This window comes from Pseudovibrio sp. Ad26, from assembly GCF_001623285.1.
Classification (GTDB): Bacteria; Pseudomonadota; Alphaproteobacteria; order Rhizobiales; family Stappiaceae; genus Pseudovibrio; species Pseudovibrio ascidiaceicola.
This window is the reverse complement of sequence record NZ_LMCE01000061.1, coordinates 150,981-171,896: the sequence shown is the minus strand read 5'-3', so window position 1 is coordinate 171,896 and position 20,916 is coordinate 150,981. Positions and strand designations below refer to the sequence as shown.

At 53.2% G+C, this 20,916-nt stretch carries 18 protein-coding genes; 8 read left to right on the top strand and 10 right to left on the bottom strand.

The window, feature by feature from the left end:
- Position 1 precedes the first annotated feature (1 nt).
- From PsAD26_RS14550 to PsAD26_RS30355, 4 genes are all read right to left on the bottom strand, one after another.
- On the bottom strand, positions 2 to 832 hold the full coding sequence (locus PsAD26_RS14550) for a carbohydrate ABC transporter permease (protein WP_063291991.1): 831 nt from the start codon (positions 830 to 832) through the stop codon (positions 2 to 4).
- Positions 832 to 1,740: a sugar ABC transporter permease gene (locus tag PsAD26_RS14545; protein ID WP_063311020.1), complete on the bottom strand. Its 909-nt coding sequence runs from the start codon at positions 1,738 to 1,740 to the stop codon at positions 832 to 834. Before PsAD26_RS14545 ends, PsAD26_RS14550 begins: the two co-directional genes overlap by 1 nt.
- Positions 1,741 to 1,840: 100 nt before the next feature.
- Entirely contained in the window at positions 1,841 to 3,031 is a 1,191-nt protein-coding gene (locus PsAD26_RS14540) for an extracellular solute-binding protein (RefSeq protein ID WP_244278231.1), read from the bottom strand.
- 33 nt (positions 3,032 to 3,064) lie between these two features.
- Entirely contained in the window at positions 3,065 to 3,196 is a 132-nt protein-coding gene (locus PsAD26_RS30355) for a hypothetical protein (protein ID WP_275507202.1), read from the bottom strand.
- 271 nt (positions 3,197 to 3,467) lie between these two features.
- Here PsAD26_RS30355 and PsAD26_RS14535 point away from each other — a divergent pair, with 271 nt between their 5' ends.
- Together PsAD26_RS14535 and PsAD26_RS14530 are read left to right on the top strand one after the other, a co-directional pair.
- Positions 3,468 to 4,526: a LacI family DNA-binding transcriptional regulator gene (locus PsAD26_RS14535; RefSeq protein WP_063311019.1), complete on the top strand. Its 1,059-nt coding sequence runs from the start codon at positions 3,468 to 3,470 to the stop codon at positions 4,524 to 4,526.
- A 13-nt stretch (positions 4,527 to 4,539) separates the two neighbouring features.
- Positions 4,540 to 6,471, top strand: a complete 1,932-nt coding sequence (locus PsAD26_RS14530) for a DUF5054 domain-containing protein (protein WP_063311018.1) — start codon at positions 4,540 to 4,542, stop codon at positions 6,469 to 6,471.
- 78 nt (positions 6,472 to 6,549) lie between these two features.
- Here the strand turns inward: PsAD26_RS14530 and PsAD26_RS14525 are convergent, their stop codons facing one another.
- Both PsAD26_RS14525 and PsAD26_RS14520 read right to left on the bottom strand, forming a co-directional pair.
- The gene (locus PsAD26_RS14525; RefSeq protein WP_063311017.1) at positions 6,550 to 7,746 is read right to left on the bottom strand and encodes an iron-containing alcohol dehydrogenase; all 1,197 of its coding nucleotides are present in this window, start codon (positions 7,744 to 7,746) and stop codon (positions 6,550 to 6,552) included.
- A gap of 73 nt (positions 7,747 to 7,819) precedes the next feature.
- A complete protein-coding gene (locus PsAD26_RS14520) occupies positions 7,820 to 9,442 on the bottom strand; it encodes a BCCT family transporter (RefSeq protein ID WP_208985700.1) in 1,623 nt (540 codons plus the stop codon).
- A gap of 164 nt (positions 9,443 to 9,606) precedes the next feature.
- Between PsAD26_RS14520 and gcvA the strand changes: the two genes are divergently transcribed.
- Both gcvA and PsAD26_RS14510 read left to right on the top strand, forming a co-directional pair.
- Positions 9,607 to 10,500, top strand: coding sequence for a transcriptional regulator GcvA (gene gcvA, locus PsAD26_RS14515; protein WP_063311015.1), 894 nt, complete (start codon positions 9,607 to 9,609; stop codon positions 10,498 to 10,500).
- A 313-nt stretch (positions 10,501 to 10,813) separates the two neighbouring features.
- Positions 10,814 to 13,312 carry a CoA transferase gene (locus PsAD26_RS14510; RefSeq protein ID WP_063311014.1) on the top strand — a complete coding sequence of 833 codons (2,499 nt, stop codon included), beginning with the start codon at positions 10,814 to 10,816 and terminating at the stop codon, positions 13,310 to 13,312.
- A gap of 132 nt (positions 13,313 to 13,444) precedes the next feature.
- Here PsAD26_RS14510 and PsAD26_RS14505 read toward each other — a convergent pair whose 3' ends face one another.
- The 3 genes from PsAD26_RS14505 to PsAD26_RS14495 all read right to left on the bottom strand — a co-directional run bounded on the left by PsAD26_RS14505 (position 13,445) and on the right by PsAD26_RS14495 (position 15,381).
- Positions 13,445 to 13,750 (bottom strand): hypothetical protein, encoded by a 306-nt coding sequence (locus tag PsAD26_RS14505; protein ID WP_063311013.1) that lies wholly within the window; start codon positions 13,748 to 13,750, stop codon positions 13,445 to 13,447.
- 2 nt (positions 13,751 to 13,752) lie between these two features.
- Positions 13,753 to 14,364 carry a cytochrome c oxidase subunit 3 gene (locus tag PsAD26_RS14500; protein WP_063311012.1) on the bottom strand — a complete coding sequence of 204 codons (612 nt, stop codon included), beginning with the start codon at positions 14,362 to 14,364 and terminating at the stop codon, positions 13,753 to 13,755.
- A 93-nt stretch (positions 14,365 to 14,457) separates the two neighbouring features.
- Positions 14,458 to 15,381: a LysR family transcriptional regulator gene (locus PsAD26_RS14495; RefSeq protein WP_063311011.1), complete on the bottom strand. Its 924-nt coding sequence runs from the start codon at positions 15,379 to 15,381 to the stop codon at positions 14,458 to 14,460.
- Positions 15,382 to 15,530: 149 nt separating this feature from the next.
- Here PsAD26_RS14495 and PsAD26_RS14490 point away from each other — a divergent pair, with 149 nt between their 5' ends.
- Complete coding sequence (locus PsAD26_RS14490; RefSeq protein WP_063299238.1) at positions 15,531 to 16,541, top strand: TAXI family TRAP transporter solute-binding subunit; 1,011 nt, start codon at positions 15,531 to 15,533, stop codon at positions 16,539 to 16,541.
- Positions 16,542 to 16,553: 12 nt separating this feature from the next.
- Here the strand turns inward: PsAD26_RS14490 and PsAD26_RS29835 are convergent, their stop codons facing one another.
- A complete protein-coding gene (locus PsAD26_RS29835) occupies positions 16,554 to 16,712 on the bottom strand; it encodes a hypothetical protein (protein ID WP_193757833.1) in 159 nt (52 codons plus the stop codon).
- Here PsAD26_RS29835 and PsAD26_RS14485 point away from each other — a divergent pair.
- The 3 genes from PsAD26_RS14485 to PsAD26_RS14475 are packed head-to-tail and all read left to right on the top strand — an operon-like array spanning position 16,711 to position 20,916.
- Positions 16,711 to 18,933 (top strand): TRAP transporter fused permease subunit, encoded by a 2,223-nt coding sequence (locus PsAD26_RS14485; protein WP_063311010.1) that lies wholly within the window; start codon positions 16,711 to 16,713, stop codon positions 18,931 to 18,933. The genes PsAD26_RS29835 and PsAD26_RS14485 overlap by 2 nt on opposite strands.
- Positions 18,930 to 20,180: an FAD-dependent oxidoreductase gene (locus PsAD26_RS14480; RefSeq protein ID WP_063311009.1), complete on the top strand. Its 1,251-nt coding sequence runs from the start codon at positions 18,930 to 18,932 to the stop codon at positions 20,178 to 20,180. The genes PsAD26_RS14485 and PsAD26_RS14480 overlap by 4 nt, the downstream gene beginning before the upstream one ends.
- Before the next feature lie 10 nt (positions 20,181 to 20,190).
- On the top strand, positions 20,191 to 20,916 hold the full coding sequence (locus tag PsAD26_RS14475) for an aspartate/glutamate racemase family protein (RefSeq protein WP_063311008.1): 726 nt from the start codon (positions 20,191 to 20,193) through the stop codon (positions 20,914 to 20,916).

Sequence of the window (20,916 nt, the reverse complement as noted above, 5' to 3'; positions counted from 1 at the left end):
ATTATGCTTTAATGCCGCCGAAGAACCGGAAACCAAACTTCCAGTTTACGAACAGATAGAGAGAGATGACAGGGAACGAGTAGATCAGCGCATAGGCTGCAAGCAGCGTGACGATTGGCGTTCCAGCTTCTGAATAGAAGGAGTAGATGGCCACAGAAGCAGGCATCAATTCGTCAGAGCGCAGCAGAATGAACGGGATCAGGAAGCTGCCCCAGATGTTGACGAAGGCCCAGACCACGACGACCACGATCCCTGGACGGATGACTGGCAGTGCCACATCACGGAAGGCCTGCATGGAGGACGCTCCAGCGACCATGGCGCTTTCCTCGTAGGACTTGGGAATGCCGTCGATAAAGTCGCGCAGGATAAACATGGCTGTTGGCAGCAGACCGCCAGCGAAGACGAGGATCACGGCGACATGGGTGTCGATGAGGCCGAGCTTGGAGACGATCAGGAAGATTGGAACCATTGCCGCACTGCCAGACACCACGGAGGAGAAAAGCAGCAGCAGGTATGTGATGCTTTTTTTGCCCGGGATGTCCGAGCGTGACAGAGCATAGGCTGCCAAGGTTGCTGCGAAACCGACAAGAACCACGCCGCCAATGCTTTGGATGAACGAGTTCAGCAATCCGCGCATTGCGAAGGTGTTTTCAAAGACGGTGAAGAAGTTTTTCAGCGTAAACGGACTTGGAATTTCCAGTCCGAGTTCTGCCCGCGCGTTGAAGGGAGCGAACAGGAACCAGATCAAAGGCAAGGCAAAGCAGATGCCGATCAGGGCTGCAAGAACAGAGAAGCTGATACGAGACAGAATTTGCTGGAATGAGAGGGTCATTATTCCGCTCCCTTATGTTTCTGTTTTGCGATGCGCAGATAGAACAGAGCAAAGGCAAGGTTGATCAGCATGATGACCACGCCAACGGCTGCACCCTTGCCGAACTCAAAGTCCTTGAAGGCAACGCGGTATGTGTAGATGGACAGCAATTCGGTGCGGTATGACGGGCCGCCTTGTGTCAGCAGGAACGGTGTAAATACGTTGAACGTCCACATGGTGATGAGGATCAGATCTGTCACCACGTGCCCTTTGATGAGCGGCAAGGCGATGTCTTTGAATTTTTGGAAAGACGTCGCGCCGGCAACATCAGCAGCCTGAAAATAGCTTGGTGGCAGCGAGGAAAATGCGGAGTTGAACAGCATCATGGAGAACGCTGCGCCGCGCCATGTGTTGAAGAACACGATCACCCAGAAGGGGTTGTCCAGCAACCAGTCCCCCGGCTCCAGTCCGAGCGCTGTTGTCAGCATGTTCAAGGTGCCATTGTCGTAATCAAGGAAAGCGAACCAAGCGAAGCCGATTACGACTTCTGGCAGAATCCATGCCACGATGACGGCAGATTCAGAGAAGACCTTCACGTATTTGGGTGTTGATTGCAGCAACCACGCGAGGATCATACCCAGCAGTGCCTGCCCGATAAGAGCGGAGAGCAGCACAAACTGAATTGTAAGAATGAGCGAGAACCCAAACTGGCCTCGTGTGAAGAACGTTTCCATGTTGAACAGGGCGACGTAATTATCAAACCCGACAAACTCGGGGTTGAGAGCTGTTTTACCAAGCAGAGTTCTGTTGGTGAAGGAGACAAAGATCACCCAGAAGAAAGGGACAATCACAAATGCGCCGACAAGAGCCGCAGCGGGCGAGAAAAACAGCGTTCCCGCGCGCACAGACAACAAAGAGAAGTTCTTCAAAATACACCTTCCCAAGAAGGGAGATTACTGGATCGGAAGATCAGGGAGAGGATAAGGGCGCGCAAGATGAGCGCGCCCCGCTCCGGAGTTGGCGTGAGCCCTATTTGCTTACGGTATTTTCTTCACCAACAATGGCGGTGACGTCAGATTTGTACTGCGCCATGGCCTGTTCTGGTGTCTGTTCACCGGAGACAACTGCTTCTGTCATACGCTGAACCGCAACAGAGACTTTGTTGTAGTAGGCGTTGTTTGGACGAGCTGTAGTCAATGGCAGAAGTGTCTGAGAGGTTTCTGTCAGGAAGTCAGAGTTCGGGATCCAGACATCATCACGAATACGAACACGCGGGTTGATCGCCTGGAATGCATCGAGCTGCTCTTTGGAGTTCATGTAGGACAACAGAGCCCAAGACTCTTTTGGAGCTTTGGAGTTTGGATTGATCACAAAACCCGTACCACCGGACATGGTCACGAAGTCCTGACCACGGAAACCTTTGCCTGGCTCCTGAGCTGGCATCTTCTTCCAGGTCATGTTGACGTCGCGGTCTTTTACTTCAAATTCCGCACCCGGCTTGGTGACTGAGCGGTAGAACCAGTCGCCTTCAACCAACATTGCTGTTTTGCCATCACGGAAGTTTGCGAAAGTCCGGTTGCGGCCATCACCAAGCAGCTGAGCGCGTTTGTCGCCAAGCTTTTCATCAACATAGATGGTCTTATAAAGATTCAGCGTATCGAGAATGCCTTGAGAGGAAACGATCCACTTGCCGTTCTCGTCCAGCATGCCTTCACCAGTGCCGAGAATGGCCATCCAGTAGCCCTGCATGGTGGTTGCTTCACCCATGGAAACACCCGCATTCAACTGAAGCGGAACGGATTTAGGCATTGCCTTTTTGATGGTGCGCGCTGCATCCAGAACGTCTTTCCAGGATGTTGGCTGCCATGTGTCAGCGTCAATACCCGCCTGTGCGAAGATATCTTTGCGCACAAAGATCATGCGGCTGTCAGTGCCAAGCGCGATACCGTAGGCTTTGCCGCCGTAGGACATCAGCTCTTTAGAGCCATCAGAAATGTGAGACCAGCCTTCCCACTGGTTCACCTCTGCGCCAGCAACCTCTTCCAATGGCTTCAGCAGGCCTGCGTCAACAAAGTTTGGAATAAGGAAGCCGTCGAACGATGATACGTCCGCGCCTGCACCGGTTGAAAAGTCCAATGCAAGCTGCTGTGCCAGCTGCTCGTCTCTTCCGGCAAACTCTTTAAAAATTACATTTACGTCTTTGCCCGTGGCTTTCATCATGGTTTCAAAGCCAGGAATGACGCTTGTCTTCAGTCAGACGGCAGCTGCACTGTTCACGCCGCCTTCCACACAACGGCAAGTGATTGTGACGTCGGTTGCCATCGCTGGCCCGGCAAGTGCAGTGGCAGCTGCAAGACCTAATGCATAACTACGCAATTTACTCATCTAAATTATCCCCCCAGGGCATCCTGTGTTGGTGTGCCTTGTCACTAATCTTGAGAAATCGATCAGTGAATTTAAAATGAACACGTTTTCACTATCCGTCAATACTGAAGAGAAAATCAAGAGGATTCTAAAATATTACGCCAGCAAATATTTTACATAAACGGCACAAATCTGTCATATTTTCGTCGTGCATAAAGAATGTTCGATTGACATCCTAGGGTTATATACGGCATTATTAGTGAACACGTTTTCATAAATCGAGTGGTTTTGAGTGTCAGAGCATCCAAACATCCAAGAGGCGAAACGCCCCGAGCGCGCGACGGCAGATACAGTTGCCAAACTTGCAGGCGTATCGCGAGTCGCTGTTTCTCGCGCTTTCAACCCACATGCCTCTTTGAAGAAGGAAAAGCGTGATCTGATTCTCAAGATCGCGAAGGAATTGGGTTACACGCCAGACATGGCGGGCCGCGCGCTGGTGACACGCCGATCTCACCTGGTGGGTGTGATTGTGCCGGATGTATGCAGCCCCTGGGAATCGCAGGAGATTGATGCGCTGACCACCGCCCTGCAAGGGGAAGGGTTTGCCACGCTGCTCTTCAAGACCCACACAGACCAGAGCATGGATGAGCGGTTACTGACCTATATGAAGGGCTTCAATCTGGACAGCATCATCGCTTTTGCCGAGAATGTTTCGCCGGATACACTGACCCATTCGCTGGGCCGGGCTGTGCCGATTTACGTGAGCTATTCGGAGGATGGCAGTTTGCCAAACCAGCCGGGCTCTACATCCGTCTTTGATCGCTTGATTGTTGACCAGAAGACCGGGATCGATCAGGCAGTTGCCCTGATGCAGGCTTATGGTTGCAGGAGTTTTGCCTATCTTGGCGGTACGACCACATCCCTTGCAAATACGGAGCGTGAGCGTGCTTTCAAATGCATCATGAAAGAGCGTGGCTTACCAGATCCGCTGGTGCTGCAGGGCGATTATACCTATGAGACCGCCCTCGCCTCCACGCTGGATCTGTTCAAGGTTGGCGAAGGGGTTGATGGCATCTTCTCTGCAAATGATGTGGGTGCCTTTGGTGTGATTGATGCCTTGCGCTTTCAGCTGGGCCTGCGGGTTCCTGAGGATGTGAAAGTGGTTGGCTTTGATGACATCGCTCAGTCCGGATGGCTGAGCTACAACCTCACGACTGTGAAAATCGATCTGGAAGATCGTGTCCGGGCTCTCGTTCGGCTTATCTTGCGGCGCCTTAAAGACCCCAATGCCCCAGCCATGACCGAGACACTGCAGACCCGCCTGATTGTGCGCGGTACTGTCGGCTCATAAGAAGCAAAGAAATATGTCCCCAAATACTATTCACCTGATTTTCAAAACCCATCTGGATATCGGCTTCACTGATCATGCGGAGAAGGTCCGGCAGCGCTATCACGGCCATTTTTTACCGCAAGCGCTTGATACGGCTGAGCATTTCTATTTCGAAAACCCGCAGGACCCTAAGTTTCGCTGGACGACGGGCGCATGGTTGATCTGGGATTATCTGAACGAGGCGCCTGCATCTGACGTAAAGCGTCTGGAAGCTGCCATTGAGATAGGTTTGATCCGCTGGCACGGTTTGCCCTTCACGACGCATTCCGAACTGATGTCACCTGCTCTGTTTGAGGCTGGTCTTTCCTATTCCAAAGAGCTGGATGAGCGGTTTGGAGTGAACACCATTGCTGCAAAGATGACGGATGTTCCTGGGCATACGCTCGGCATTGTGCCGTTGATGGCGAAAGCTGGCATCAAGTTTTTGCATCTGGGGGTCAACACCGCCTCTCCGACACCGAAGCTGCCGGACGTGTTCCGCTGGCAGGCCCCTTCTGGTGAGGAGGTTCTAGTGCTTTACCAAAACTCCTATGGTGCGACGCAGTTTATTCCGGGTGTGGCAGACGGCCTGAGTTTTGCGCATACGGAAGATAATATTGGCCCGCAGAACACCGGGCAAACAGTGAATGTATACCGCGCGATGGAGCGGCAATATCCGGACTATCAGATTAAGGCGGCGACGCTGGATGAGTTCGCTGAAGTGTTGTGGCCGCATCGGGAAAGCTTCCCCGTTGTGAGGCAGGAGATCGGTGACAGCTGGATCCATGGCAGTGCGACAGATCCTGTGAAATCAGCGCAGTATCGCGCGTTACAGCGAGTTTATGATCAGTTTGCAGAAGACAGCCTCACGGCTCAAAGACTTTCCTTTGGTCGCAAGCTTTCCATGGTGGCAGAGCATACGTGCGGGGTAGATATCAAAACTTATCTACGCGACGAACAGGCGTGGGATCGTGGGGACTTTGACGTTGCACGCCAAAACGATCCGCGCTTTCAGTATGCTGAAGCGTCCTGGGCTGAACAGCGGGCTTATTGTAAGGATGCCGTTGCTGCGCTTGATAAGGATGACCAGAAGATTGCCAAGGCTGCGCTTAAAGAGCTGTGCTGCCCGCTTCCTCATGCTGGTCCTTTTGAGATTATCAACGAGGCTGAGTTTGGTGGTTGGTCCATGGAGATCGACAGTGATAACGGCGCGATCAAACGACTTACCACTCCCGAGGGCACTGATCTGTTTGGGCTGGATGACAATCTGCTGTCGTTTACCCATGAAACCTATGATGCCAGCGATGTCAAAGCGCATATGGATGCCTATCTGACCCATGAAGAAGAATGGGCCATTCTGGATCACATCAAGCCGGGTTTGGATAAGGCTGGGACTGCGACATCCAAAAGCCATTGCCCGAAGTTTGAAGGGCTTGCGGTTGCCGATGATCACGTCGTTCTTTCCTATGTCATGGCTTCGGATATTCCCGGCGCGACCTCCAACATTCAGCTGGCACTGAATGGGAGTGGCGACAAGCTGGAGATCACGCTGCGGCTTTACGGTAAGATCGCCAATCGCATGCCAGAGGCCGGGTTCCTGCGGTTTGCGCCAGATGGTGCGGCACGCTGGCAGTTCGATAAGACCGGCTATTGGGTGGATGCCCATGACCTGCCGGATATGAGCGGCGGTCAGTTGCAGGCGATTTTTGGCGCCAAGACGCAAGCTGATCAGGAGATCCGCATTTCCCCGTTGGATACACCGCTTGTAGCGCCTGCTGATTTGCCGTTTATGCCGTTCCAGCATCAGGCACCTGCTTATGATCAGGGGCTGCAGTTCAATATCTACAACAACAAGTGGGGCACCAACTTCCCGATGTGGTGGGAGGGTGACTTCAGCGCTCGGTTTGTTTTGGAGATCGGCGCTTAATTCGTCAAACGACCAACAAAAAAGCCAGCTCACGGCATTGGACGTGAGCTGGCTCTTTGGGAGCGTAGGAATTTCAGCTTATTCGGCTGCAACAGACTCGCTGTCGGAGCCACGGGCATCCCACAGGCCCTGATAGATTTCCATCATCTCAGCAATGGTTGGCGTGACCGGGTTGTTGCCCGGAGAGCCAGAGGCAAGCGCCTGCTCTGCCATGGTTTCACAGCGATCCATGAACTCCTTGCGATCAATACCGAATCCTTCTGGTGTTGGCACGGAGAGTTCATCGTTGAGCGCACGCAGCTCAATCAGGAGCTTGCGGTTGGCCATGGCATCATCATCCTGCTGGGATGCAAAACCCAGTGCACGCGCGGCTTGAGCGTAACGCTCTGGAGCAGCTGGAATTGAGAAGGCTGTCACATCTGGCAGAAGCATTGCGTTGGAAAGGCCATGCGGCACGTGGAAGAATGCACCAATCGGGCGGCTCATGCCGTGAACCAGAGCAACGGATGCGCTTGAGAACGCAACGCCTGCAAGGGTTGAGCCCAGCATCATCTCTTCGCGCGCTTTTTCATTGTTGCCGGTATGATAGACTTCACGCAAGTTCGGGCCGATCAGCTTCAAAGCAGCAAGTGCCTGACTGTCGCTGTATGGATTTGCCTTTTTGCTGACATAGGCTTCTAGCGCATGGGTCATGGCATCAATGCCAGTGTCTGCGGTGATGCGTGGTGGCAGGCTCATAGTGAGTTTGTAGTCCACCAGTGCGGCAACAGGCATGAAGCCGATGCCGACACACAGCATCTTTTCGCCGCGCTCTTCATCCGTGATAATGGTGAAACGGGTTACTTCCGTGCCAGTGCCAGCAGTTGTTGGAACCGCAATAACCGGCAGGCCCTGCTCTGTGACGTCTCTCGGGAAGCGGTAGTCGCGCATTTCCCCGCCGAACTTTGCCAGAATCGCAATGGCCTTTGCGCTGTCAATCGGGCTGCCGCCGCCAAGCGCTACGATGCAGTCATAGCTGTCTTCCCGCGCCTTTTCCACACCCGGAAGGATGGAGGCGACGGTTGGTTCAGGCAAGGTGTCTGCAAAAACTTCGCTTTCAATGCCCTCAGCCTTCAGGCTTTCCTGCATAGATTCGGAATATCCCAGCTGAACCATCATGGGATCTGTGACGATGAGAGGCTTTTTGCAGCCGATTTTTGCCAGAACTGCAGGCAATTGAAGGGCGGCTCCCGCACCAACTTGCATGATGCGCGGCAGAATGATCTGAGATGTCATGAGAATGAACCTTTAGTTATTGTCACCATCTGGGATGCCGGGAACATCCCAGATGGTTCGGGGTGAGAGCGCCTTACTCGGCTGGAGCTGCAGCAGGGGCTGCATTGTCAGCTGAATAGGAATGCTCTTCGTCATCTATGGTGGAGATGATTTCTGAGACCTCGAGGTGGAGTGATTTAAGCAATCCCCACGTGGTCAGGATCAGCACGAAGGAGTACGGCAAAGCCGCCACGATCGAAGCTGTTTGCAAGGCTCGCAAGCCACCGGCGAACAACAGCACTGCAGACACGGCGCCGATGGAAAGGCCCCAGAAGATGCGGTAGCGGTTGGCCGGATTCTCGTCACCCATGGACAAGATGGTGCAGATCACGAGCGTTGCGGAATCTGCAGAGGTTACAAAATACGTCACCAGCAGGACCGTACACATCGCCGCGCCGAGGATGGTGAGCGTGGAGCCCAGATCCATCAGTTCGATTGTGGTGTATAGAGCTGAGGTGATGTCTGCGTTCACCGCTTCTGTCACACCGCCAGCGCCGAACAGTTCCAGGAACATTGCGGTGTTGCCGAAGGTGGTGATCCAGAATGTGGAGAGCAGTGTTGGTGCCAGCAGGACGCCGAGCAGGAATTCCTTGACAGTACGGCCTCTGGAAATACGCGCGATGAAGATGCCAACGAATGGCGCCCATGCAATCCACCAGCCCCAGTAGAAGATGGTCCAGCCACCCTGCCAACTGTTGCCCGGATCCGTTTCAACCCAGAAGCCAAGCGGAATTGCGTTGGTCAGGTAATCGCCCAGATTGGTTGCGAATGACCCGAGAATGTAAACGGTCGGGCCAAAAATGAGGATGAACACAAGCATCACCATGGTGAGGTGCATGTTGAATTCACTCAGGATTTTGATGCCCTTGTTCACGCCGCTCAGCACGGACATGGTTGCCAGTACGGAGATAACCGCGATGATGATGATCTTGTTGGTGATGCTGACTTCGAAGCCGAACAGATAGTTCAGGCCGGTGTTCATCTGCTGGGCTCCCAAACCAAGAGATGTGGCAATACCGAAGACTGTACCAAAAACTGCAAGCAGGTCAGCAGCGTGACCGATTGGACCGTAAATCTTATCACCAAAAATCGGATAGAGCCCTGAACGAACGGACAGCGGCAGGCCCTTACGATAGTGGAAATAAGCTAGTCCAAGACCGGAGAGTGCAAACAGTGCCCAACCATGCAAACCCCAGTGGAAAATACTGATCCGCATTGCAATCTGAGCGGCCTCTGCGGAGTTTTCCTGCCCTTCTGCGATAAACGGATTACTTTGGAAGTGGTAGATTGGCTCTGCAATACTCCAAAACAGAATACCGATGCCGATGCCCGCCCCAAAAAGCATCGAGAACCAGGAAAAGAAGCTGTATTCCGGCTTTTCGTCATCCTTGCCCAAGCGGATGTTGCCGTAACGGCTCATGGTCATCGCGAAGGCTAGAAATAAGAAAAAACTAACCAGACCGATGTAATACCAAGATAGATTATTTGCGATGAAACCTTTGGCAGAATTGTAAAGTGAGCCAGCAGTTTCAGGAACCATTACAGTAAATAAAACAAACGCAATGACGAGTACTGTAGACCCGACAGCCATAACAGGATTAACACCTGTAAACAGGCCCTCCCCCGTCCTTCTTCCAGTATTGCTGTTATTATACATTTGTCCCCCTCAAGCTTTATTTTTGCTGTCCTGATTGAAGGTTGAATTTTTGCCGGAGGGTTAAATTGTTATCAATCAACAAAAAAAGACCCATTGGTATAAAAATATTTATGAATAGTTTTACGTAGAGTATGAAATTCTACCCATACGAATGGGAGAAGTTAATGAAGAAGAATCTACCCCCGCTCAATTGGCTAAGGGCATTTGAAGCGTCGGCGCGTCATCTCAGCTTTACGCATGCATCAACAGAGCTCAACCTTACGCAGGCGGCGATCAGTCACCAGATCAAAGGTCTTGAATGTCAGTTGGGATCTGTCCTGTTTAAGCGATTGCCGCGTGGCCTGGAGCTGACAGATGCGGGGGCGGCATATCTGCCGGCAGTCCATGAATCCGTAGAGCGCCTGAAGGCGGCAACGGAAGAAATCTTCGGTCAGGGGCAGAACAATCTGCTGACTGTGAAGATCAACATGGTGTTCTTCATGCGCTGGCTTGCGCCGCGTATGAAGGAGTTTCGCAAGCTGCATCCAAAGATCAACCTGCGGGTCACCTCCAACATCTGGCTGGACAACAAAGAAACCTCTGGAGACTGCGATCTGGAAGTGCGGTATGGGCGAGGTAAATGGCCGGCCGTTCAATGTGACCGACTGACACGAGACGAGCTATTTCCGGTCTGCAGTCCTTGCTATCTGGAAGAAAACGGACCGTTAGACTCGCCTAAAGACCTTGCAAATCATAGTGTTTTGCATGTGATCGGCTATCAGGAAGGCTGGGGATACTGGCTGAAGCAGACCAAGCACAGTGACGTGGAACTGAGGCAGAGTTATCAGTTTGATACGCTTGTCACGGCTCTGGAAATGGCAGCTTTAGGAGAAGGCGTTGCTTTGGGCAGAACAAGTCTTGTGGAAAATGCACTGAAGTCCGGCCAGCTGGTTGCTCCACTGGAAAATCGCGTTCCGACGGAAGAAGCGTTTTATCTGGTTTACTCCAATACGAGCCTTGAGCACCCCCATGCTGTGACCTTCAGAAACTGGCTGCTGAACGCGATACATGAAGGGTAATCTCCCTTTTTGACAGGACACTGTCCCCGCGGCTCACGCGGCATTAAACAGGTTTGGTGGAAGAAATTTCAGCTTCCACCAGTCCGGCAAAGGCAAAACCAAACAGTTCAGAATTAGACGAGCTACAAATAATTTTATGCCTGCACCGAAATTTAAATTGCTGGTTTCTACGTATGGGCCTGCCTATTGTTTTTCCAATGAAGTGAACCGTTGCTGCGAAGCATTTCACCCATAACAATCTGAAATCAAAGACATAATTATGTCTGGAATAAACTGAGAACTGCCGATGGGCGGTTTCTGAGGATGATGTTGCATGGAAAAAAGACTTCCCCTTGAAGGTGTCAGAGTTGTTGACTTCGGTCAGCAGATTGCAGGTCCAGCTGTTGCTATGATCCTTGCGGATATGGGCGCAACTGTTATTCACGTCGATCCGCCTCAAGGGCCTCAGTGGGATCACCCGGCAAATGCGATTTTAAATCGTAACAAGAAATGCATCCGGCTTGATCTGAAGTCAGAAGCTGGCCTGCAAAAGGCATTTGAGCTGATTGCAGCAGCCGATGTGGTGCTTGAGAGCTTCCGCCCTGGCAAGATGAAAGACCTTGGCGTCGATTTTGCTGCACTTCGTGCTGAACGCCCTGAGCTGGTTACGCTTTCAGTCCCAGGATTTGCCAGCAATGATGAGCTGCGCCGTGAATGGAAAGCAACGGAAGCCATCGTCGCCGCTACATCCGGTGCGTTCACTGACATGGGCTTTAACCGCGTGCTCATGGGTCTGAACCCGAGCTTCTCTCCGCTTCCACTCGGTTCCTCTTATGCCACGACAATGGCGGCCAGCTCTGTTGTGATGGCTCTGCTCGCCTGCGAAAAGACGGGCCGTGGTGATACGATTGAAGTGCCGATTGCAGCTGCTCTCATGGAAGGTCTCTCCTACAATTCCGTAGTGATTGAGGGCATGCCAGAGCGCTACATGACCATGCGCGAGCACGAAATTACCCATCGCCGCGAGAATGACATCGAGATGGATCTTTCCTATGAAGATCTGCAGGAGTACCTCGACCCGTTCTACCGGACCTATGAGTGCGCGGATGGCCGTTATTTCTACGCAGTCTGCCCGTCTCACCGCAACCACGCCCGCCGCTGCTTGCAAGCTCTCGGTATTTACGAGGAGTTGCTTGCTGAAGGTTTGCCGGAAGTGAACAACCTGCATCTGCCTATCGCTGAGTGGGACGGGGAAACCTCCATTGGTGTTTATCCGCTTCCGAAAAAATGGGCCGATATCATTTCAGTGAAAATGAAGAAAGTATTCCTCACCAAAACCTCTGATGAGTGGGGCGTTATCTTTGGTGAAGGCCAGATCCCAGGTGCACCACACCGCACCACACAAGAGTGGGTGAACAGCGAGCACTGCAACACGTCCGGTCTGATTGTTGAAGTGAACGACCCTGAATACGGCCTGATGAAACAGCCCGGTCCTGTTGTGTGGTTTGAGGAGATTGTGGACTACCTGCTCACCCCCAAAGCGCGTGAGAACGTGACCTTTGAGGAGGCTCTGGCAACTCTGAAGGCCGTTGATAACGCCGACACCTTGCCAACTCCAACGGCTCCATCAGCCGACAAAGACGGCTGGCTTAACGACCTGCGTATTCTGGATCTGACCAATGTGATTGCGGGTCCGCATTCCACTGCATTCCTTGGGCGTTTTGGTGCTGAGGTGATCAAACTGGATCCGGTGAAGCCGCTTTACGATCCGCTGATTGGCACGTTGTTTACGTTCCAGACCAACATTGGCAAAAAGAGCGCGCTGGTGGACATTACAACAGGCGAAGGCCGTGAGGCTTTTGAACGTCTGGTGAAGTCCGTTGATCTTGTGGTGATCAATGCTCCTGACCGTCAGATGAAGCCACTTGGCCTTGATCATGACAGCTTACAGGCGATCAATCCGGGCGTTCTGTTCTGCCGTCTGGACTGTCTTGGTGGACCAAAGCCGGGACCGAAGACCAACTACATCGGTTATGATGACATCATTCAGGCGAACAGCGGCATCATGAGCCGGTTTGGCGGCGTTGATACACCGGAAGAGCATGCGCATCTGGGCACTCTGGACGTGAACTGCGGTTTTGCTGCTGGCCTTGGTATGGCGCTGTCGCTTTATCACAAGCACAAAACCGGTCAGACCTCCCGTGCACGGACCTCATTGTCTGCGGTGACCAATCTGGCGCAGATCAAGTTTGCGTTTGATTATGAAGGCCGTGCCCCGTTTGATGAAGCATCCGGACGTGATGCCCTTGGCAACCACGCACTCTCGCACTTCTATAAAGCCTCTGATGGGTGGATCTTTATGGATGCAGAGGACCACGAGCTAATCGACCTTGCACAGGTTGAAGGTTTGAGCGGTGTGGAAGAAGCAAATGATACCGCTGAGTTCCTGCGGGTTGCGTTTGAACAAGACACGGCGGAAAGCTGGTGTGAGAAGCTGAGAGCAGCCGATATTGCAGCGGCTCAGCCACTGGGCATTGAGCATCTGCGCGACACATATACCCGTACGGCTGATGGTGCGGTTGGTATTGATCGTGGCAGTTACGCGTTTTCCACCTATGAGGATCATCCAAGTGGGCACCGCGTGACGTTGATTGACCACTACTCAATCCGCCCAGAGGAAGCCGCTATCCGCGCGTTGCCAAGCACTGAGGCTTACGGAAACTCAACTCGCGAGGTGCTTGCTGGCGTTGGATACAGCGATGAGCAGGTGGACGACATGATTGAACGGCGGATTGCAGGCACTGGTTGGGGCCGAGAGTTCCTGCCGAGCTGATTTGTCTTAAAAACGTATATCCCATTCCCATAAAGGGACCCACACAACAGGGATATGCTTTAATGGAAACCCCTCACAGAGCTTCAGGCTTTGTGAGGGGTTTTTGCTGTTTGGCAATCGTGTTCAGGCTTTTTATTGCGTGCCCCCTGCGGAGACGAATGTGAGCAAAACTGCACAGATCATCGTCAGAGCAAAAATCATTGAGCTGAGCATAGAGAGCCATGCAGGGCATCTGGTCAGGCCAAGGTATCGGGTCAGGATGATCCGTGCCTTAAACAGGATCAGTGCGGCAATGATCAGTGGGCCCACATAGACGAGTAGTTCGCTGCTGAACAGGCTGAGGCCGTAGCCGAGCAATGTAAGCGCGACCAGAACCACCCAGGCTTTAAGCAGATCATTCATCTGGATGCTTTTAGGGGGGGGGTTGTTGGTATTCATGATCACAGCCCCTGCCCCATAAGATAGAAAATGGGGAAAATAATCACCCAGATCAGATCAACCATGTGCCAGAAGGCTGTGCCCGATTCCATGTTGTCCTCGGTGGGCCACAGGGCGATAATGCCAAGTATGATCAGGCCAAAGATCACGTGAGCCAAGTGAAACCCAGTGACCAGATAATAAAGCGTATAGAATGTGTTGGTCTCAACATTAAGGCCAAGGGCTAGCTTTTCCTTGTACTCGTAAATCTTGAGCGCGATGAACACGACGCCGAGGCTTCCAGCTCCCAGCAATGACAGTCTCGTCTTCACTATCTCTTTGATTTTGGCAAAGCGCACTGCGATGGCTGCGAACAGGCCCGAGGTGAGCAGGATGATCGTGTTGAGCGTGGCAAGAGGCACATTGAGGTGGGTGCGTGCCTCGCGGTAAATCTCAGGATTGAGCAGTTCGTTGCCGGCGAAGGCCCACAACGCTCCGCCAAACACGAGGATTTCGCTGACGATCAGGATCCACATCATGGGATCACCGGGCAGGTTCTCTAACGCCCATGGGGAGACAGGCTGGTGATAGACCCGTTCTGAAGTCTCGTTTTCTTTCTGGCAAACCTCGTCCATTACGCCCTTCCAGCCGATATGAGTGTTTGACGCCAGAGTAGATTGGTTTGCCTGCACGATCCTTGTTGGAGCGCTAACTGTGTGTGTTCTTTACTATCTCATTGGCTTGGCAATGGTTTGCTCCACCCAGTTTTGCCAGGAAGATACGAACGAGCTTGCTAACCGGGACAGTGGACGCTGGTGCGGCACGAGAATGGAGTAGCCGAACGGTACTGTCGGCTCGAAAGGTAGGAACGCGATCTTCGAGGCATCCCCCCGGCTGCGCTGATAGCTGACCGCACTCAAAGCATCGACAACTGCGCAGATCTGCCCGGCTTCGACAAAATGGAACAGCGGCAGGAAGTATTGAGTATCGATGCGGATATCAAAATGCGCGCCACTGGATTGAAATGCGGTTTTGGTGGCCTCAAAGGTGGAGTGACTGGGCTGGAGCACGCCCATGGGCACACCATCCAGATCCTTCGCGTGGATCACCTTCTTGTTTGCCAGTGCTGATGTTTTCGGGACAGCGCACAGGCAGGTACATGGGATTGTGGTGTTGTGAGACAGGACATCCTGCTCCGTGCCTACAGCTGCATCACAAAAGCCGATGTCAAAGCTTTGCGCGGCGATCAGGTTGAGGATTTGCGGTGAGCTGCGGGTTGCCAGAGTGACCTTCACCTGTGGTTTGTCCTTGATGAAGTTGCTGATGAACTCTGGCAACAGATAGGAAGATGGACCGGGCATGGCAACAATACTCAACGAGCCTTGCACCTGATCACGCATGTTGCTGAGGTTCTGCTCAACCGTCTTTAAACGGTCTAGAATGCCTGAGGCCTCCGAGAGCAAATAATGGGATTCCGGGACAGGAATCAGTCGGCGGCCTTCACGCAGAAAAAGCGGCATTCCCAAATCATCTTCCAGCGCTTTGAGCGATGCGCTGACGGCGGGCTGGGTGCGGTGCAGGTTTCGCGCAGCATGGCTGACCGAGCCGGTTTTCATAATTTCGCGGAAAACCGCCAGTTGCTGCAGGTTCATGGGCACCTCAATATATAAACAAAATCTATCATAACCATAATATTTCGAATTTGCTTTTATGAATAAGGCTAACCACCATGAGACCAATAATTATAAATACCTATCACCTTGAATTGGGCTTATCTGAATTTATTAGAGGGGGGATACTCATGGGATTATTCAGTAAATGCGCCGGGATTGCGCTTGCTTGCACGATGATCAGTGGTGCAGCGGTTGCGCAGGACATCAAGTTTTTCCGCATTGGTACGGGAGGTGCTGGCGGAACCTACTTCCCGATTGGCGGGATCATTGCCAACGCCATCTCCAACCCACCGGGCTCTCGTCCGTGTGATCAGGGCGGCAACTGTGGTGTTCCAAATCTGGTGGCAATTGCGCAGTCAACCAACGCGTCAGCGCATAATGTGAACGCTATTCAGGCGGGCCAGATGGAAGCGGGCCTGACGGGTGCTGCTACACTTCACTTTGCTTATCACGGCTCTGGCAAGTATGAGGGCAACGCCAAACCAGACCTTCGTGTGATTGCAAACCTTTACCCTGAAGACTTGCATCTTGTTTTACCGAAGGGGGGTGAGCTGGACAGCCTTGCGGACCTGAAAGGCAAGCGTGTTGGTATTGCGCAGGCAGGTTCTGGAACACAGATTGCAGTTGAGCTTATTCTCGGTGACCACGGCGTCAATCGTGACAATATTGATGAAGCTGAACTCAACAACTCTCAAAGTGCTGAGCGGACAGCTGATGGTCAGCTGGATGCCTACTTCTATGCTGCGGGAACCCCGGTTGCTGCCATGATCCAGCTGGATAACACCAAGGGCATGGATCTCTATTCCTTCACTGAAGCAGAAGTTGCTCAGGCGAACAAGACTGTTCCCTACTACATTCCTTCCACCATCCCTGCTGGCACTTATCCGGGCGTGACGCATGACACCAACACGGTGGCAGTGAGCGGCATGTTTGTGACCAATGCTAATATTGATGAGGAACTGGTCTACGAGATCACCAAAGCGCTTTGGTCCAAGACCGCTCGTAAACTGCTGGATAACGGACATCCAAAGGGCAAGGTCATCACCATGAAAAGCGCACTTGATGGCATTGATGGAATTGGCGTGCCGCTGCACCCGGGTGCTGAGCGTTACTACAAAGAAGTTGGTCTGCTCGATTAATCACAGTCTGACTTAAAACGGCAGCGGGAGTGTTCTTCCGCTGCCTTCTGTCGCCACCGGTGGTTCAGCCTTGCCGCATGCTTTTGTTTGCGCAGCTGTTGGTGTTGGGATGAGATAGCCCAACACGCTCTTACCACCGCATGACGCACCCCAGACCCGGGAGGGTTCCATGCCCCTACAATCGCACCTTGATAACAAGGCTCTGGAAGAGCTGGAGAAAAAGTATGACTCCGCTCTCCATACCCGTGACAACGGGCCAATCCTGACAAAAGTGGTTTATTGGGCAACCATAGCCTATGCGCTCTATCACTTCTGGACCGCCGGATTTGGCACACCGGTTGATTATGTTCACATGGGCATCCATCTGGCCGGGTTGTATTTCTTCATTTTTCTGGCGTTTCCCTTTCTCAAATCTGATCGTGCCTTGACCAATACGCCCGGTAAGTTCCTGAGCTTTGGCAATGTCCCGCTCCTTGACTGGGTGATCATGATACTGGCGATGATGGGATCGCTGTATCTGTGGTTCAGCTGGCGCGGGTTTGAATTTTTGGGCTTTCAGGTTTCTGAGCAGGCCTTGCGGCAAGGCAATCCAGCCGGACCGGATATCTTCTTCGGCACCATCATCATTTTGACAGTGCTGGAAATCGCGCGCCGGACCATTGGTATCGTGCTGCCGCTGATCATTCTGGTCTTCATCGGTTATGCGCTTTTGGGGCCATATATTCCAATCCAGATCCTGAAGCATCCGGGCGTTGACTGGCGGCAATTCGTCAACAACATGTACTTCCCGTTTGAAGGCATTTTTGGCGTTACGCTCTGGGTCGTTTCAACTGTTGTGTTTCATTTCGTGCTGTTTGGTGTTGTGGCGCAGCGCATGGGGCTTGGGCAGTTCTTCGTTGATAATGCGATGATCCTAGCCGGACGCTATACAGGCGGACCTGCGAAGGTTTCCGTTGTCTCCTCCGCCTTCTTTGGCACTATTTCCGGCTCTTCCATCGCCAACACGGTTTCCACCGGTTCGCTGACCATTCCCAACATGAAGAAGCTTGGGTATCCGGGGCACTTTGCAGGCGGTGTTGAAGCAGCGGCCAGTGCGGGCGGACAGATAACTCCGCCGATCATGGGGGCTGCGAGCTTCCTGATGGCCGAGTATCTGGAAGTGCCTTACACCACCATCGTGATTGCAGCGATTGTGCCTGCCCTGATGCACTATATCGGCGTCATGTCCATCGTGCACTTCACTGCAAAACGCCTTGGGCTGGAAGCCTACCCTAAGGACCAGATCCCGCAGTTTGTGCAGGTCTGGCGTGAGGGCTGGTTTACGGTGCTGCCGCTGATCGGGCTGCTCGTGGTGCTGTTCTCCGGCTACTCGCCCAACATGGCTGCATTTATCGGCATTTCGCTTTGTGTTGTTGTTGGGTTTTGCGCCATCGATAAGCCGCTGTCTCTGGCTGTGCCACTTGCATTGCTTGGCTTCATTTTCTGGAAGGCCTCGCCTTATTCCGGTGAAGGTTTCTCGCCAACAATGGCCGGGGTGCTTGGCGCACTGACCTTGCTGGGCTGTTTGCATCGCAATGAACGGCAGAGCTTTAAAGACCTGTTCGACAGCTGTCATGTGGGTGTTCAATATGCGCTGGCCGTGGGTGCAGCCTCTGCGGCTGTTGGCATTGTGGTGGGTGTGATCAACACGACCGGTGTTGGCTTCCGTCTTGGCTTTATGGTCACCAACGGCGCTGCGGATATGGCGGCCTCGTTGGCTCCGCTGCTTGACTGGACATCTCTTGAGGTGTTTGGACAAGCGTCCATTCAGCAGTTCCTGTCTCTGGTTCTGATCGCTATTGCCTGTATTTTGATGGGAGCTGGTCTTCCAACAACAGCGCTTTACATCATGCTTGTCGCGGTGGCTCAACCGGCTTTGGCACAACTGGGTGTGCCTGCTTTGGCAACGCATATGTTCGTGCTTTATTACGGTGTTATCTCCGAGATCACTCCGCCGGTTTGCGCCTCGGCCTATGCTGCGGCGGGCATTGCAGGGGCAAACCCGTTCAGGACTGGTGTGAGTGCCTTTACCTTGGGGCTTGGCAAACTCATGGTGCCTATGGTGTTCGTCTATGCGCCAACCATGCTGATTGTTTTGCCGGAGTATTTCACCCTTGTCTCCTTCCTACAGGTCACGCTGACCTGTGCGCTGGGTGTGTTTGCTATTGCAACGGCGGTTTCCGGTTACTTCATGGCTCCGCTCAACGGCCTGTGGCGTGTGCTGATGGCCATTGGTGGGTTGATGCTGGTTGCTCCAAGTCTTGGGTCTGATCTGGCTGCAATCCTTGTCATCGCGCCTGTCTTGTTCCAGCAGGTTTCCAGCCAGCGCAACTTGCAGGCGGCGACACAATGACAGAAGCTGTAACACCTGATGTCACTGTGCTTGGTGCGGGGTTGGTTGGCCTTTGCTGTGCTCTGTCGCTGGCAGAGAAAGGCTTACGCGTGCATATGGTTGACCGGGATGCTCCCGGTCAGGCCACCTCTGCTGGCAATGCGGGTATCATCTCACCGTGGTCTGTGGTGCCGCAATCCATCCCGGGTCTTTGGAAGAAGGTACCCGGCTGGTTGATGGATCCGCAAGGTCCGGTGACGATCAAGCCCAGTTACCTGCCCCGTGTGGCAGTCTGGGGGCTGCGGTTTCTCTATGAGGGACGGCAGGCGCGCATTCAGCCAATTGGCGATGCCATGCATGCCCTCAATCATGACTGTGTTGAGCTTTACCACCATCACCTTTCCGGTACCGGGCACGAGGGCCTGTTGCAAGACAGCTGGTATGTGCATGCGTTTCGGGATGCCTCCCAGATTGATCTGGACAGCCCGGATTATGCCATGCGCCGCGCTGTGGGGGCTGAGATTGAGGAGATCGGTGCTGCAGACTTGCGCGATCTTGAGCCCGCTCTGACCCATGAGTTTGAGGCCGCCGTTCTCATCAAGGGACAGGCACGGGCAGTCTCTCCCGGTAAGATCGGTGAAGTGCTTGCCAACAAACTACGCAATATGGGCGGAACCATAGAGCAAGCTGCGGTGCATTCTATCATGCCGCGCGATGGCGGTGGATGGCATTATGTGACGGATTCTGGTGAGTATTTTGCGCCGAAACTGGTGCTTTCCATGGGCGTGTGGTCGGCCAAACTGCTGAAACCTCTTGGGATCAAAGTGCCGATGGAGGCAGAGCGTGGTTACCATGTCTCCTTCAGTAATCCCGGCGTTTCCCTTACGCATTCCATCATGGATATGGACATGAAGTTTGTCGCCTCTTCTATGGAGAGCGCCATTCGGGTTGCCGGAACGGCTGAGTTCGCCGGGCTTGATGCGCCAATCAACCAGAAGCGGCTGGATGGTTTGGTGAGGCTTGCCAGCAAGCTGCTGCCGGACTTACGGATGGAGGACATTAGCACATGGTCTGGACAACGTCCCAGTTTGCCCGACAGTTTGCCTTGTATTGGTGAAGTTGATGGGTTCCCGGATTTGATTGGCGCGTTTGGCCACAGTCATTACGGCCTGATGATGGCCCCGAAAACCGGCAGGTTGGTTGCTGATTTGGTGACCGGCACCACCCCCAACATAGATATGTCTCCCTACCACGTGACACGGTACTAAAGGATTTCGCATGACCATTCATCCTGGTGGCCAAAACATTTGCGGCGTTTCGGTTGGCGTTCTTTCGCTGGAAAGTTATTTCCCGAAACCTCCCGGCCATATTAAGAACCCGTCAAGCCTACCGTTTACAACGACCTATGAGATCCTGCATGGATTGACGGTACAAAAGCTGCTGGCTGACCCCTCACCTGAGTTACTGGAACCGATCCTGAGTGCTGCCAAGCGACTGGAAGATCAGGGCGTGCATGCAATCACCGGGTCCTGCGGATTTCTGGCGATTTTTCAAAAGGAAATTGCGGCTGCAGTTTCTGTTCCGGTTTTCGTGTCCTCCCTAATTCAGGTTCCCCTTGCCTACCACATGACCAATGCACCCGTTGGTGTCATTACCGCATCCGCTGCCTCGCTAACCGACAAGCATCTGGAAGGTGTGGGTGCTGCCCATGTGCCGATTGTGGTTCAGGGACTGGATGAAGCGCCTGAATTTTCAGCCGTGATCTTGCGCGGTGAACGCACACAGATGGACCTTGGCAAAGTCACCGACGAGCTGTTTGCTGCGGCAGATAACATGATTGAGCGATCACCGGATATTGGGGCCGTTGTCTTGGAGTGCACCGACCTGCCTCCTTATGCGCATCAACTACAAGCGCGTATCAACCGACCAGTGTTTGACATCATCACCCTTGCCAGCATGGCGCACTCAGTGGCCCATCGGCATGCCTTTCCCGGTTTCATCTGA

Excerpts from the sequence above, each read along its gene's own strand:
- PsAD26_RS14495 (WP_063311011.1), bottom strand. The coding sequence starts at position 15,381 with ATGAACCTGCAGCAACTGGCGGTTTTCCGCGAAATTATGAAAACCGGC.
- PsAD26_RS14480 (WP_063311009.1), top strand. The coding sequence starts at position 18,930 with ATGACAGAAGCTGTAACACCTGATGTCACTGTGCTTGGTGCGGGGTTG.
- PsAD26_RS14475 (WP_063311008.1), top strand. The coding sequence starts at position 20,191 with ATGACCATTCATCCTGGTGGCCAAAACATTTGCGGCGTTTCGGTTGGC.
- PsAD26_RS14505 (WP_063311013.1), bottom strand. The coding sequence starts at position 13,750 with ATGAATACCAACAACCCCCCCCCTAAAAGCATCCAGATGAATGATCTG.
- PsAD26_RS14500 (WP_063311012.1), bottom strand. The coding sequence starts at position 14,364 with ATGGACGAGGTTTGCCAGAAAGAAAACGAGACTTCAGAACGGGTCTAT.
- PsAD26_RS14520 (WP_208985700.1), bottom strand. The coding sequence starts at position 9,442 with ATGTATAATAACAGCAATACTGGAAGAAGGACGGGGGAGGGCCTGTTT.
- PsAD26_RS14550 (WP_063291991.1), bottom strand. The coding sequence starts at position 832 with ATGACCCTCTCATTCCAGCAAATTCTGTCTCGTATCAGCTTCTCTGTT.
- PsAD26_RS29835 (WP_193757833.1), bottom strand. The coding sequence starts at position 16,712 with ATGGAACCCTCCCGGGTCTGGGGTGCGTCATGCGGTGGTAAGAGCGTG.
- PsAD26_RS14540 (WP_244278231.1), bottom strand. The coding sequence starts at position 3,031 with ATGATGAAAGCCACGGGCAAAGACGTAAATGTAATTTTTAAAGAGTTT.
- PsAD26_RS14525 (WP_063311017.1), bottom strand. The coding sequence starts at position 7,746 with ATGACATCTCAGATCATTCTGCCGCGCATCATGCAAGTTGGTGCGGGA.
- PsAD26_RS30355 (WP_275507202.1), bottom strand. The coding sequence starts at position 3,196 with ATGAGTAAATTGCGTAGTTATGCATTAGGTCTTGCAGCTGCCACTGCA.
- PsAD26_RS14490 (WP_063299238.1), top strand. The coding sequence starts at position 15,531 with ATGGGATTATTCAGTAAATGCGCCGGGATTGCGCTTGCTTGCACGATG.
- PsAD26_RS14530 (WP_063311018.1), top strand. The coding sequence starts at position 4,540 with ATGTCCCCAAATACTATTCACCTGATTTTCAAAACCCATCTGGATATC.
- PsAD26_RS14510 (WP_063311014.1), top strand. The coding sequence starts at position 10,814 with ATGGAAAAAAGACTTCCCCTTGAAGGTGTCAGAGTTGTTGACTTCGGT.
- gcvA (WP_063311015.1), top strand. The coding sequence starts at position 9,607 with ATGAAGAAGAATCTACCCCCGCTCAATTGGCTAAGGGCATTTGAAGCG.
- PsAD26_RS14485 (WP_063311010.1), top strand. The coding sequence starts at position 16,711 with ATGCCCCTACAATCGCACCTTGATAACAAGGCTCTGGAAGAGCTGGAG.